This is a genomic window from Glaciecola sp. 2405UD65-10, assembly GCF_048820975.1.
Classification (GTDB): Bacteria; Pseudomonadota; Gammaproteobacteria; order Enterobacterales; family Alteromonadaceae; genus Glaciecola.
Genome location: NZ_JBMEUF010000003.1, coordinates 67,765 through 81,717, shown reverse-complemented (window position 1 = coordinate 81,717; position 13,953 = coordinate 67,765). Strand labels below are relative to the sequence as shown.

Below are 13,953 nucleotides of genomic sequence, written 5' to 3'. Positions count from 1 at the left end.
ATACGTACGCTACAGAGTTATTAAGGCGTTTATTATGAACTGATTTTGGTCATAATCAATACCTGCACGGTTACTGTCACGTTCGGCGAATCTGTATCCTACTTCAAAGTTTACCCAGCGTCTAAACTGATAATACACTGAGGCATTAAAACGTAGGTTGTCATCTGATCTTATATCAAAACCATCAATTAACTGGCCTTCGTATTCGTTGTTATTCCACGTAATACTGGCTGATGAACGAACACGTTCAAGCCAAGTATGGCGCCATCTTACCGTGTGGTTTTTCTCTTTGATAAAGTTACCTTCACCGTTTGTTTCGTTGGTATCAGTACCTGTTGTGTATTCTAAGCTTGCGTAATCAACCGGTTGCCATAACACACCGGCAGCCCAATCAAACCCGCTGAAATCTTCACGTTGTGCAGACTTAAAATCTTTTTCTTGGTAACCTATTTTCGCAAAACCTGAGGTTTGTGCCGTAGCTTCCCATTGTAAACCCACCAAATATGAACTGTCAGTGCTATCAAGCGGGTTGTTTTCATCAGCCGCCACTTTGTATGACACATCAGTAAACGATGCATCGAAGGTCATGTCAGTAGTGGCGCCTACGCGATAGTAAAATGTACCGCCTAATTCTGATAGTGTTCTGTCACGAGTAATATAACCAACAGTATCTAAATCATAATCTAGAGTGCGAATATTGGCATTTACATCAAAACGGCCTTCCGCGTTGTAAGCACCATAAGAATATAGTACGTCTAATTCAGTTTGTTTGTATAAATCCGGTGAGCTTAGCGTAGTGCCCGTGCCTATTGAATAGCCAGAACCACGCTCTTCATGGCCGTCTTCAAATTCTAGGCTGGCGCTTATTCTGTTGCGGGCATTCAGTTCTAAGTCAACACCGGCTAAAAAGAAGTGATCAGTGTAGCTGTCAGCATCGCTTGAAAAGAAGGTTTCATCTACTAAGCGGTAGCCAAAGTTTACTTGGCTTGCACCAAGGCTACTCACCATGCTTATTTGTGGTGCAACAATGCGTGACCAACTTTCAATTTCATTGGTGGCAGTTTTGGTTATGTTGTCATCAAAATGTAGGCCTAAGTCAAGCGTTGGGGTTACATCAAAACTGCCGAATTCGAGTGATGCTGCGTCTTCAAATTGTTGGCCAAACGCCACGCTACCTGAAAGAGTTAAGCCTACTAATACAGCTAATTTAGTTCGTTTATTTTCCATTTTATATTCCAACATGCCTTGTACGGTTACACCAAATGATGATTAAGTTATAAATAATTTGTAGCGAGTTGCAGTAGCTTATATGTTGCATCTTTAAGCTTAGTTAACCATACCCTTTGTACAATTTGTAAAATACGGCGTAAAACAACGTTTGCCACAATTGCTTTAATTTGCACATGTTATGCCATGCTTACACAGTTAGTTGTTACATGCACAAAACTTTACTTAAAAAATTTTGAGTAACCCACTATATAACAACGTTTCAACTAAACCTTGTGCATAAACCATGTTTTCGCCAGTTTTAAACTCATTTAAAAACTCAAACTTTAGGTGAAGCATTATACACTAGGCACTTTAATAAACAAAGGCTCTTAGGCTACACAAATGTAGTTAGCAATTTTGTTACATTTTAACGACTTACAAGCCTGTTTTTACGTGTTTAATGTTAAAGAAATATTAAACTTACTAAAAACACAAAATTAAAGCTGACCAAGCATAAAAAGTTTTCTATTATAGGGGCTAAAGAGCTTTTATTAATTTTAAAAATATAAATTTAGCCATAGTTTAAATTTATATGCTACAGTTCTAATTAGCCTATTCATTATGTCAAAATGCTACAATTGATATTTGCGTATTTTGCATGTGTTTATTATTCGTAATATCGAAATAAATGCGCCCACGTAAATGCGCTCAGCTTAATTAGGGACAGCGGCAAAAAGTTATTAAAGTATTAAACTTAAAGGAAGTGCCTCGTGGCGAAGAAAAGCAAGGTTAACCAAAATAACCGTGGTGGTATAATTCAGTCAAACAAGAGTAGTTTTGCTACGCTTTATAGGCTTGCCGATTTAATCACTATTACTCTTATTTTCTTTTTAGTGCTTACCTTCCGTGACATTCCTATTCAAGAGTCGTTATTACTTCCCTTGTTAGTAAGCATTGTAAGTTTCAATATAATTGCAGAAGGCCTTGATTTATATCGTTCATGGCGAACGCAAAGCACTACCGTATTATTGAAATCAGCACTTATGTGCTGGAGTATTTCATCCATATTTTTGCTTTTGTGTGTTTACTTCTTTCCCAACTTAGTTACCTTTGATGACCGCACATTATGGCTGTATTTGCTAGCGGTTAGCCCAGCTATTTTGCTTTGGCGCATGGGTTTTCGCGAAGTATTGTTTTTTCAACGCAAGCGCGGCCACAACAGCCGTTCTGCAGCTATAATTGGTGCCACACCCGGCGGTTATAATTTGGCCATGCAAATTATAGACAACGGCCAGCTTGGTATAAACCTGTATGGTTTGTTTGATGACCGCACCCCTAGCCGTTTACCACATGAATTTCAAAACCAAATAGCAGGTAACATTGCCGATGTTATTGAAGCTGCCCGCGAAGGTAAAATTGACTACATATACGTAGCTATGCCCATGAGCGCAGAAGCGCGTATTATGGATATACTTAACCAATGCAGTGACACCACCTGTAACGTTTACATTATTCCTAACTTCTTTATTTATAACTTATTGAATGCCCGCTGGCAGTCTGTAGGTTCTGTACAAACACTAAGCGTGTTTGATACGCCGTTTCAGGGCGCTAACAATGTAATAAAACGCATTGAAGACATTGTTATTGGCTCAATGATACTAGCGCTTATCAGCATTCCCATGCTGTTTATTGCCATTGGGGTAAAAGTAACCTCAAAAGGCCCCATAATATTTAAGCAATTTAGATACGGCTTAGATGGCAAAAAAATTATGGTGTATAAGTTTAGGTCAATGACTACGCAAGACAACGGCCCAAGTGTAAAACAAGCTACCAAAGGCGATGCACGCATAACACCATTTGGTGGATTTTTACGCCGTACATCTTTAGATGAACTTCCGCAGTTTATTAATGTGCTACAGGGTAGAATGTCGATTGTTGGGCCGCGCCCACATGCTGTTGCCCACAATGAGCAATACCGCAAATTAATTGAAGGCTATATGCTTCGCCACAAAGTTAAGCCAGGCATTACAGGCTGGGCACAGGTAAATGGTTTTAGAGGCGAAACCGAAACCGTAAATAAAATGGTTAAGCGCGTAGAATATGATTTAGATTATATTCACCGTTGGTCAGTATGGTTAGATATTAAAATTATTATTGCGACCGTATTTAAAGGCTTTTTAGATAAAAACGCTTACTAAGCACTCTCTTTTACATGGCATTTGTTCTTCATAACTGTGTTTAACTACTTCTAGCCGCTACACCTGCACTAGTTACTAATTACTAGTTGCAAGCGGCTGTTATTTCAAATCAAATTGATTGCATCTTTTACTGTATTGATTATACTCTGTATATAAATACAGTGGTTGGTGTGTGCACAATATGAAAATAAGCCCGGCTTTTCAAAAATCTAGTGACCTAATTGAAGGTTTATCGTTAGCCCAGCGCGAACGCTTGGCCTTTATTGACTTTAATTTACAATTTTTTGGCAAGGTATCAAGAAGCGATTTAATTAGCCGTTTTAAAACCGGCCTTGCTGCAAGTACTCGTGATTTTGCAGCCTATCGTGAAATAGCGCAAAATAACTTAGCGCTTGATCATTCTACCAAACAGTACCTGCGCAAACATAATTTTGAGCCATTATTTCAATTTTCGGCCGATGCTATTTTGCAGTCAGTAAGCAAGGGCTTTAGTGATGGTATTACTGCCACTGAGCAGCCATCAGAACACTGCTTTGATGCCATTCAGCTTATTCACCCCAATGTACATATAATTGCAGCGCTTATGCGCGGTATACATAACAAAGTAAAATGCACGGTTAAGTATGTATCTATTAGTTCGGGCGAAAGCCAGCGCATTATTGTACCCCATGCCATTATTAACAATGGGCATAGATGGCATGTACGCGCTTTTGATGAAAAGTCAGCTAGCTTTCGCGACTTTGTGTGTACACGCTTTACCCAAGTAAGCGCAGGTGAAGAAAAAGCGGAGCGAAACCAACTAAGCATTGCTGATGAGCAATTTAACCGCTTAGTAAGCCTTGTGCTAATGGTTCATCCTGACATAAAGCATCGCCAAGCCATTGAAATGGATTTTGATATGCAAAACGGTGAAAAAATAATGCAAGTACGCGCCGCCTTGGCAGCCTATGTGCTTCGCCAATGGCAGGTTGATTGCTCATTTGAGCATAGAATTTTGAATCAAGGCTGCCAGCTAGCACTTAAAAACCATGAAGTATTGGCCAGTATTGAAAATCCACAATTGGCGCCAGGTGTTAAAAAGTCTTAACAAAAATGTGAACTGTTGTGAGCCGAATGGGTCTTAAAGCAGTATGTTTGTGTAGCTCAATATTAATGTAGCATATTGCTACGAATCAGTAGCCACAAACTTAGTGACAGAAGCAACAGAGAATAAAAACATGAATAGTAACTACACCGCACAAAATACCAATGATCAAAACACTGCTGTTGAGTATGACCCAAGCCAAGTAATAACTCAGGAACAAGCGTTTAGTGAATCAATTATCAAGTTATGTGTGTTGCTGTACCAAATTGACGGCATTGTAACCCTAACAGAACAAGACTATTTTGAAAGTTTGTGCGAATCGCTACCTTGGCAAAGCGGTGTAGCCTTGCCAGCGTTTGTAAACAGCGCTATTCATGAGGCCCGTGTAGCTATTGATACTGACCAAACCCGTGAATATTTGTTTACTTTAGGCACTAGCCTTAACTTAGACCCTGCCACCGCACTTGAAGTTGCTATGGATATTACTGCGATTGATGGCGTACGCAACGAAGAAGAATTAGAATTGCTGTCGTTATTGTCAAACAGAGTGCTAGCGAAAGGCTTGGTAGCGTAAGCTAGGTGGCGCAAGCTTTTTACTTGCACCACCGGCGAGCTTATTAAGCAATGTTAAACACTTTTGAATATTTTTTAGTAAGTACATAGCTTGCTATGCCGCCAATAAGGCCGGGGGCAAGCCACAATGCGAACTGAAATCCACCCGGCAATTCTAGTAACTGGCGGCCACCAAAAGTAACAAACGCGGTATAAGCGCCTATACCCGAGCCAAGCATATGGCCAATATGTTGTTTTATATAATGCTTAGCCCCTACTTTAGCCGCGAAAATATAACGTAGTGAGCCTACTGCAATTACAAAGCCTAATATACCAAATACTATATGCAAAGGCTTATTAAACGCCACGCCCAAACCTACTAATGCAACCCCACCTAATACTAAGGCCACTAATGGTGCAACATGCCCAAATGTGCGTAGTAAGTGCCGGTTTTCTTTCACTCGTAGCATTACCACTCCTTGTTTAGTATTTGTGTAGGTTAATAGCGCTAAGTAAAGTAAAAACGTCCAAAACACACGTAAATTAAACGCTATTTGCTCGCCGTGCTCATGGTTGGCATATTCGTGTTTCACAAGCAGCGGAGCCGCAATCACTAATATTGCCATAAGCGCACCGCTGGCAGCCACGGTGTACATAGCAAATGTGTAGTATTTACCAAACTTTATGTGATTTAAACGGCCTTTTTGGGTCAGCATGGGTACCCAAAACAATATAATAGCTAGGCTCCCGACAACAATGTGTAATATTAATAATATACTGTGAATTTGGCTCATGTTAGTTCGTCCTGTACGAGTAAGTGCGTCAAAGCATAGAGCCAATTATGCAGCGCAACGCCAGTGTTAAAATAGTGCCTATAGTCATAATGTAAAATATTACTTTTGGCCTATATGTGCCCTTGCTATAGTAATGTTAGTATCGTTTTATAAATTACCTAACTTGTTGTGCTCTTATGCCTATAACGCCTGCCTCGTCTACACCACCAAATGCATCTGCTGTTTCTGATGTGAATAAAAGTAAATACGCGCAACAAGCCAGTTCTTTGTTACTTGAACGCGCATCAGCCATTATTACTTGGTTAGTAGTTTCCGGTTTTTCTATAGGCTTAATGATTAGCGAAGGTGAGCAGTCAAACCTAAATATAGGAATTGCTGGGGTATTGTGTGTACTGTTTTTATTTGTTTGGTTGTATGCAACTACTGAAAGCGAGCACGAGCAAACAACAAAATATTCACCTAAGTTAATAGCAGCCGGCGTATTATTCTTATTAGTAGTAGCCATATACTTTTATATCCCCTTTATATTCGTTGCTATTTTTATGGTCTTATTTGGGGCAATAACGCCCTACTACATGAGCATAAAGCGCGCTTTTTTGTTTTCGCCAGTTTACTCTTCAGCTCTATTTTTTGTGCATGTATTTTACTGGGATCATGGGCTAATAAGTGTGGCTATATCTTCTTTCTTGTTTTGGACATTTAACGTGTTTGGCCTTGTAATGATTAACTCCAATTTACGTGAACGTGAAGCGCGCATGCAAACCGAAATGATTAACAGTAAGTTGGTGGCTACGCAGTCATTGCTTAACGAGGCAGTTAAACAGAACGAACGTATTAGAATAGCCCGCAACATTCATGATTTGCTAGGCCATCACTTAACCGCGCTAACTATTAACTTGCAAGTGGCCTCTAGGCAAAGTGAAGGCACTGTAAAAGACAACATTGAACAATGCCATCAGTTATCAAAACTTTTACTCAGTGACGTACGTGAAGCGGTGAGTGATATTCGTGATAAAGGCAAACTAGACTTAGCCGCCAGTATTCAAAATATTCTTGTGGCTATTCCAACATTGCATGCCCACGTTGATGTTGACGAAAACGTAAATGTAAGTGACATGCACGTAGCCGACACCATTATAAAATGCGTGCAAGAAAGTATTACAAATACCTTGCGCCATGCTAATGGTAAGCACCTTGAAATTGCTTTAAAGTATGCAAACTCAAGTGAAAACACACAAGCCAAACAAATTGAACTCACTATTCAGAATGATGGCAAAATGCCAAGCAACATCACTTTAGGAAACGGCCTAACAGGCATTAAAGAACGTTTGTTCGCCTTGCAAGGAAGCGCTGATTTTGCTTTAGAATCAGGCAAATTCTTAACTCGAATACTTATTCCGGTACCCCAACATGATTAACGTTTTATTGGTTGATGACCAAACACTTGTTCGCCACGGTATTAAAAGCTTATTAGCGTTATCTGATAACATTCATGTATGCGGCGAAGCTGAAAATGGGCAAGTTGCCATAAATATGCTTAGCAATAATGATGCGAACATAGACGTAGTATTATTGGATATAAGAATGCCGGTAATGACGGGCATTCAAGCCTTAGTTGCGATGCAAGAAGCGAATATTCAAGTGCCCGTAGTAATGCTCACCACGTTTGATGATCATGAATCATTAATGCAGGCTATTAAAGCCGGTGCAAAAGGGTATTTGCTTAAAGATGTGTCATTAGAAACCTTGGTTGAAACGATTGATACCGTTCACAAAGGTGAAACCTTGATTCAACCGGCTATTACCGAGCGACTAATCCAAGGGCTACAAGGCAAAACCGGTGAATTTGAAGCCGCTGACATGCCTGAACCGCTTTCGCAACGTGAAACAGAAATTTTGCGCTTAATGGCTGCGGGCTGTTCAAACAAGGAAATGGCTGACAGCTTGTTTAAGTCTGAAGGCACTATAAAAAACCAAGTGTCGAGCATTTTGAGCAAGCTTGGCGTGCGAGACAGAACACGAGCTGTATTAAAAGCCATAGAAATGAGCATTATTTAATACAAACAAGGCGTTAACAGCTCAAGTTTTACGCAATTTGTAAGATACAATACAAGTAAACTTATTTTATCAATAGTAGTTTCATAAGCGCGATTAGAAGATTTTGGTCGCAAACTTCTCTAATTGACTGGTTACTGTATTGGATAACACTACTTTCGCGTTTATTCCTATTTATTTTGCAGCCACTATTGGCATAAATCTGTTGTGCGCAGCTGTTTTGTTGCTGCCGTCGTTGAATAAAAAGCAAAACCAATTCGGTACTATGTTAGTGGGTTGCTTAGTTACCATTGCGTATCAATACGTTACGTGGCAATACCATTCGTCAGGTGATGTAAGCACATCGCTAGATTGGCTTAAAATTCAAACATCAATAGTGATTCTATCAGTCCCCTTAATGGCGGTTGTGATTCTTCAATGGAGTAGGCAAGCCTACCCGTTTTGGTTTGTAGCAATATTAATTGCCGTAAGCCTAGTATTTTTCGCCATTAACTTATATTCAGAATATACCGTGCGCTATTTTGGTAACGTAGAGCTTATACATTACACCATGTTTTCAGGCGAATCAGCCACGCGCCTGTTAGGTGATAAAAGCTTTTACATGCCGGTTTTCTTTGCCTACGCATCTATTTTATTTGTTGTGTTAATTATTATCGCCTCACGCTTATTTAAACAAAATCAACTCACCAAAGCCGCAATTCTTATTGTAACTCTTTTAGCCACCATAGGGGCTTCTGTAGAAGCGGTGTTAATGGATGCCGGCTTATTTAATTTTGTATACTTGGGCGGGCTACCCATTACTATTTTGAATTTTTTAGCTTGTATAACGGTGGCTATTTCACTTGAACTAAAAACAAAATCGTTAAGTGATGAGATTGATAAAAGGCAGAAACTAGAAGCCGTGTTTTCTCGCCTAGCGAAAGGCGTTTCGGGTGAAAATAATGATGAATTCTATATAAATGCCTTACGCGAACTGCAAAAGTTATCAAAAGCAGATATTGCTTATATTTGCTTGTATGAAAAAGAGTATTTAGAAAAACTCATTCATACAAAAGTAGTATTGGTAGACGGCGTTCTAGCGAAAAATTTTTCTTACCCAGCCAAAACGACGCCAGTTGAGCTCATATCTTTAAATGACGTAGTGCTTATAAAAAGCAATGCCTATGTTGATTTTCCAAGTGTGCCTTTATTTACTAACATAAAAGCACAAGGCGTTATTAACAGCCCCATGATAAACGAAAATGGGGAGCTTGAAGGGAGCATTGTGCTTATATTTAAGCAAGTTATTGAAGATGATGAAATGCTCATTAAGGCCCTAACCATATTTACCTCGCGCATTGCCTCTGAACTTAATCGTGAACGCTTAAACACCCAGTTGCACCAAATGGCCTACTATGATTATCAAACAGGCTTGCCAAATTTGAGTTGCTTGCATGATCATATAGAAAAAGCCGAAAAATATAATAGAAACAACAATACGCAATCCATATTGTTTTTACTCGACCTAAAAGGCTTTACTAATGTAAATCGCCACTTTGGTTTTGCGAATGCCGAAAAAGCAATATACGAGTTGGCACTTAGGCTTCGCGGCTATACTGATAACGAAATTATTACCGCAAGAGTGGGTGGCAATAAGTTTGCGGTGTTGATCAATAACATCCAAAGCGCTAGCAATGGCCTTATAGCTTTGCACTGGGAAGCAATAGAGAGCTTAGTGCGCATTCCAGTCCCTATAGACAAAAAATACTTAAGTTTAAGCTGTAATGGCGGCGCGGCGGTGTTCCCTATTAAATCAGACACTGCACTTGACCCCATGCGCTGCGCTGAAATGGCACTGGCCCAAAGCAAGCAGTCTTTACGCAATAATTTGTCTTTGTTTAATATTAGTATTTTGAAAGAAACTGACCGCCACATTTTTGTGCAAAAGCAACTTGATTACGCGATTGAACACAAAACCGAGCTATTCGCGGTTTTTCAGCCCAAAGTAGATATAAACGGTAATTTGATTGGCGCCGAGGCCTTAGCACGTTGGGCCAACAAAGAGCTTGGTTATGTATCACCCGATGAGTTTATTAAATGCGCTGAGAAATCAGGCAGTATAGGCTTACTTGGCAATTACATGATTTCACTAGTGTGTGAACAAATTAACGAATGGAAAAAACAGGGCTTTGCCGTTCCTGGTAGAATCGCAATTAATGTAAGCCCCCTGCAACTTGCAGACGCCAAGTTTGTGCCAGAAATTATTAACTTAGTGAATACATTTAACGTGAGTTCGTCGCAAATTGAAATTGAGTTAACAGAATCAGGCTTACTGACCAATATTGAAGAAAGTATTGATAAGCTTATACAGTTAAAAGCGGCTGGCTTTACTATAGCGCTTGATGATTTTGGCACCGGATATTCGTCGTTGTCTTATTTAAAAGACTTACCTCTTGATGTCCTTAAAGTAGATCGTGCGTTCGTAAATGAGCTTGACCAAAAGAACACCTCTGAACTTGCTCGCTCAATTATTTCAATTGGGCATCATATGTCAATGTGTGTAGTGGCCGAAGGTGTTGAGCATAAACAGCAAGTAGAAACATTGCATGAAATGGGATGTAATATATTTCAAGGTTATTATTTTGGCCGCCCTATGCCAGCAGATGAATTTAAACAGTGGGCTGAAAATAAAAAAACCTGAAGCTATTATGTCTTCAGGTTTTTATTTGCTTACGCTTTTTTTTACGCTAGCTGCTTAATCTTCAAGATTAAAACACGTAGTTTAAGCGTGCGTAGTAGTAACCGCCTTGCCAATCAACTTGGTTAGCAGACCAATACACCGCGCCACAGCAATCATCGCTTGATACGCCGCCATCAACTAACACGCCGTCTTTGTCAGGGTATTCGTCAAACAAGTTACGCGCACCGGCCGCTAGGCTTAGGTTATCAGTTAATTGATACTTCGCTTCTAGATCAAAGAATACTGATGGATCGTATTCTTGAATAACTTCTGCCGATGAATCAATGGCGTTTTCGTATGAACCATAAAAGTTTGCACGTACCAATAAGGTAAGGTCATCAAAGCTGTGCTTAGCTGACAACACGCCGCGCCATTCTGGGCTTGCGTTTTCAAGGTCAAATTGGTCTTCTTCGTTTAGGTACTCAGAAGCGTCTGATTCGATGCTTGTGCTGTTATAGTTAAGAGACGCCGTGAAAATGGTGTCATCCATTTTATAAGTCGCCACAAAGTCCATACCGCTAGTTTTAGTATCAAACGCGTTTTGGAAGTAGTTTACACCACCAATAGAGTTTGCACCTTCAACACCTGCCGCAGCTAAGCTTAAGTAGTTGTTGTAAGCGGCTAGATCAGACGCATAACCATCGGCAGTTGGATCTGTAGGCTCAGTAGCACTAACATCTAAAGTAGATACGGCGTAGAAGCGATCTTCTAAATCAATTTGATAGAAATCTAAGGTAATGTTTAAGTCATCAATATCACCTGTTATACCCAAGGTATAGTTAATTGATTTTTCAGGTGAAAGCGCTTCTGCACCTAGTGCTTGCCCTACTGGACTAATAGCTGGGAATAAGCCCGTTGCTACTGGTAAGCCATCAGGTAAGCGAGTACTTACATTGGTTGTACCTTGCTGGCCTGGGGTTGGTGCTCTAAATCCGTTACCAATTGAACCACGTAAATTAAAGTCATCATTTAGCGTGTATCTAAAGGCTACCTTACCTACTAGCTCAGAACCGAAATCAGAGTAGTCTTCATAGCGAACTGCACCTTGTACGTATAGCTCTTCGCTTAGGTCAGTACTGGCATCACCGTAAATACCAAACATGTCACGTTCGTAAGTACCCGAATACTCAGGCGAATAACCTGGGAAGCCGTTAGAGCCTACGCCTACAACAGTATAAACAGGGTCACTGCTGTCAGCACAATCTAATGTAGAGCCGCCTGTAATTACCGCCTGACCCGCCGCAGTGGCTGCGCCATCGTCACAAAATCCGAATGGATCAGCTCCGGCATAAATGCCTGCAGTGTAAGAATCTACATCACCTTCTACTAATTCGTAGCTTTCTTCCATATACGTTACACCAAGTGCAAACAATACCTCAGAGTAGCCGCCTAAATCAGCATATTTAGTGAAGTCAGCAGAAAGCTGCATTTCTTCGTTAACTAAATCACCTGGGTTAAAAGAAGTAGGTGAATCTGCCCCCATTGATGGGTTAATAGTATTTTTAAGTGTGTACGAAATTTCGTTTGAACCATAACGGCCGCTAAAGTCGTAGGTCATACCGTTCGCAAATTCGCCTTCTAAGCCACCTACAAACGAGTAGTCTGTAATGTCACCAAAGAAACGCGGTGTGAAACCACCTGGGAACTTTTCTAGCGGGTTATATATTGAACCGTCTTCTTCACGTAAGTCTTCAATTGTGCCGTTGCCAGGGTAACGATAATAGAAGCTACCGTCGCCTTCACTTTTTGAATAGTTACCAAAAGCGTAAAACTTCATAGTGTCGCTAATTTCGTAACCACTGTTAAAGAATAAACGCGTACCTGATGTATTTGGCTGGCCCCAAGGCTGAACAATGTTCTCGCCACCTAAGTTGGCATCTTCTAAACCAGCTACAAATGACGGATCACTTAAATAAGGGTTGCTTTCGTCTGTTAAACACCACCAATCTTCACAGTATTGCTCACCGCGGTTGGTTGAATCTGAATCAGAGTGCTGTGCTGAAATACTTAAAAAGCCGGCATCGCCTAAGGCAAAACCTAAGTTACCTGACACCGTGTACTGCGTGCCGTCACCTTCATAGTATTGGCCTGTATCTAACGAGAATGAGCCACCTTCTTCGTTGTCTTTTAATACAAAGTTGATAACACCCGCAATTGCATCAGAACCATACTGCGCCGCAGCGCCGTCACGAAGTACCTCAACACCTTTTAAGGCAGAAGTAGGAATAGTGGCTATATCAGGCCCTTGTGTACCAGAACCACCAATTTGTACTAAGGCAGAACGATGGCGGCGCTTCGAATTGACTAACACTAAGGTTTTGTCGGTAGGCATGCCGCGCAATGACGCAGGGCGAATGAATGACGCACCATCAGAAATTGGTTGCCTTTCTAAAGAGTATGACGGCACTAAGGTTTTTAGTACGTCGTTTGTATCAGTATATGGTACGCCGGCAATATCTTCTTCACTTAGTACATCTACAGGTACCGGTGAGTCTGACAATGAACGTGGCGCGCCACGTGAACCAATTACCGCAATTTTCTCGTAAGATTCATCGGCACCGGCTTCGCTTGTTTCTTGTGCATAAGCAGCTGACACCGCAACCGAGCTAATTGCCCATGTCATCAAGCCCATTTTGATAGCTTTGTTTAGCTTAGTTTGCTGTATCATAGTATTACCCTATATCGTGTTGATTTTTTTGTAAGTTTTTATGCTTTTTGGTCTTATTATTATGGTCTTCTGTCGCTAGTACTTTCCTAGTACTTAATGCACTTGCTTACTCAGGGCGAGCAAGTACCATTTCAATTTCTATTAGCATGTTTGGGCCACCGGCTAGGCCAGCAATTTGAAAAGCTGAACGCGCAGGTTTGTTGGGTTGTTCTTCAGTACCAAAGTACTGCGTGTAAGCTTTCATGAAGCCTGAAAAATCCATTTTTCCATCCATAGCAGGGTCACCCACCATGAAAACCTGCATTTTGATGACGTCACTAAAGCTAAGGCCTAGCTCTTTAAAAGACTCTTCTGCACGTTTAAACACGCTAAGCGCTTGGGTTTCGGTATCGCCGTAGTATTCACGGCTTCCACGTTCTGCTTCTGGGTTAACCGGGCCAGGAACCAAACCACTGTGATAAACAATAGTGGTATCAGGTGTTACTTCTACTGCGCGTGCAATAGGGAATGTGCTGTTGTTAAATAATGCATGGCGCTTTACGCCAGCTTCGCTAGGTGCGCTCATTAATGCGGTGCTAACTAGTGTGCTGCCCACTAATAATGCGGTGCTAGTTATCATGCTGAATTTTTTCATTGCGTTGTTTCCTACGTTTGTTTTATTTATTAATTGTTTA

At 40.7% G+C, this 13,953-nt stretch carries 10 protein-coding genes; 6 read left to right on the top strand and 4 right to left on the bottom strand.

All coding sequences use genetic code 11. The features are described from left to right. Window positions 1–9 precede the first annotated feature (9 nt). Entirely contained in the window at window positions 10–1,227 is a 1,218-nt protein-coding gene (locus ACOI22_RS15600; protein ID WP_420673062.1) for an outer membrane beta-barrel protein, read from the bottom strand. Window positions 1,228–1,979: 752 nt separating this feature from the next. Here ACOI22_RS15600 and ACOI22_RS15595 point away from each other — a divergent pair. The 3 genes from ACOI22_RS15595 (at window position 1,980) to ACOI22_RS15585 (ending at window position 5,065) form a co-directional block, all read left to right on the top strand. Further along, window positions 1,980–3,407 carry an undecaprenyl-phosphate glucose phosphotransferase gene (locus ACOI22_RS15595; protein WP_420673061.1) on the top strand — a complete coding sequence of 476 codons (1,428 nt, stop codon included), beginning with the start codon at window positions 1,980–1,982 and terminating at the stop codon, window positions 3,405–3,407. A 181-nt stretch (window positions 3,408–3,588) separates the two neighbouring features. After that, window positions 3,589–4,494 (top strand): WYL domain-containing protein, encoded by a 906-nt coding sequence (locus tag ACOI22_RS15590; protein ID WP_420673060.1) that lies wholly within the window; start codon window positions 3,589–3,591, stop codon window positions 4,492–4,494. 130 nt (window positions 4,495–4,624) lie between these two features. Continuing rightward, on the top strand, window positions 4,625–5,065 hold the full coding sequence (locus ACOI22_RS15585) for a TerB family tellurite resistance protein (protein ID WP_420673059.1): 441 nt from the start codon (window positions 4,625–4,627) through the stop codon (window positions 5,063–5,065). Between the two features lie 43 nt (window positions 5,066–5,108). On the opposite strand, the gene ACOI22_RS15580 is transcribed toward ACOI22_RS15585, so the two are convergent. Further along, window positions 5,109–5,837, bottom strand: a complete 729-nt coding sequence (locus ACOI22_RS15580) for a hypothetical protein (RefSeq protein WP_420673058.1) — start codon at window positions 5,835–5,837, stop codon at window positions 5,109–5,111. Between the two features lie 176 nt (window positions 5,838–6,013). Here ACOI22_RS15580 and ACOI22_RS15575 point away from each other — a divergent pair, with 176 nt between their 5' ends. From ACOI22_RS15575 to ACOI22_RS15565, 3 genes are all read left to right on the top strand, one after another. After that, window positions 6,014–7,255: a sensor histidine kinase gene (locus ACOI22_RS15575; RefSeq protein ID WP_420673057.1), complete on the top strand. Its 1,242-nt coding sequence runs from the start codon at window positions 6,014–6,016 to the stop codon at window positions 7,253–7,255. After that, window positions 7,248–7,895, top strand: a complete 648-nt coding sequence (locus ACOI22_RS15570; RefSeq protein WP_420673056.1) for a response regulator — start codon at window positions 7,248–7,250, stop codon at window positions 7,893–7,895. Before ACOI22_RS15575 ends, ACOI22_RS15570 begins: the two co-directional genes overlap by 8 nt. 139 nt (window positions 7,896–8,034) lie before the next feature. Further along, on the top strand, window positions 8,035–10,572 hold the full coding sequence (locus tag ACOI22_RS15565) for an EAL domain-containing protein (protein WP_420673055.1): 2,538 nt from the start codon (window positions 8,035–8,037) through the stop codon (window positions 10,570–10,572). Window positions 10,573–10,639: 67 nt separating this feature from the next. On the opposite strand, the gene ACOI22_RS15560 is transcribed toward ACOI22_RS15565, so the two are convergent. Beyond that, window positions 10,640–13,279 carry a TonB-dependent receptor plug domain-containing protein gene (locus ACOI22_RS15560; protein WP_420673054.1) on the bottom strand — a complete coding sequence of 880 codons (2,640 nt, stop codon included), beginning with the start codon at window positions 13,277–13,279 and terminating at the stop codon, window positions 10,640–10,642. 106 nt (window positions 13,280–13,385) lie between these two features. Continuing rightward, complete coding sequence (locus tag ACOI22_RS15555) at window positions 13,386–13,913, bottom strand: RidA family protein (protein WP_420673053.1); 528 nt, start codon at window positions 13,911–13,913, stop codon at window positions 13,386–13,388. Window positions 13,914–13,953 lie beyond the last annotated feature (40 nt).

Coding starts and splice junctions, on each gene's coding strand:
- ACOI22_RS15600 (WP_420673062.1), bottom strand. CDS start 1,227: ATGGAAAATAAACGAACTAAATTAGCTGTATTAGTAGGCTTAACTCTT.
- ACOI22_RS15590 (WP_420673060.1), top strand. CDS start 3,589: ATGAAAATAAGCCCGGCTTTTCAAAAATCTAGTGACCTAATTGAAGGT.
- ACOI22_RS15585 (WP_420673059.1), top strand. CDS start 4,625: ATGAATAGTAACTACACCGCACAAAATACCAATGATCAAAACACTGCT.
- ACOI22_RS15580 (WP_420673058.1), bottom strand. CDS start 5,837: ATGAGCCAAATTCACAGTATATTATTAATATTACACATTGTTGTCGGG.
- ACOI22_RS15575 (WP_420673057.1), top strand. CDS start 6,014: ATGCCTATAACGCCTGCCTCGTCTACACCACCAAATGCATCTGCTGTT.
- ACOI22_RS15570 (WP_420673056.1), top strand. CDS start 7,248: ATGATTAACGTTTTATTGGTTGATGACCAAACACTTGTTCGCCACGGT.
- ACOI22_RS15560 (WP_420673054.1), bottom strand. CDS start 13,279: ATGATACAGCAAACTAAGCTAAACAAAGCTATCAAAATGGGCTTGATG.
- ACOI22_RS15555 (WP_420673053.1), bottom strand. CDS start 13,913: ATGAAAAAATTCAGCATGATAACTAGCACCGCATTATTAGTGGGCAGC.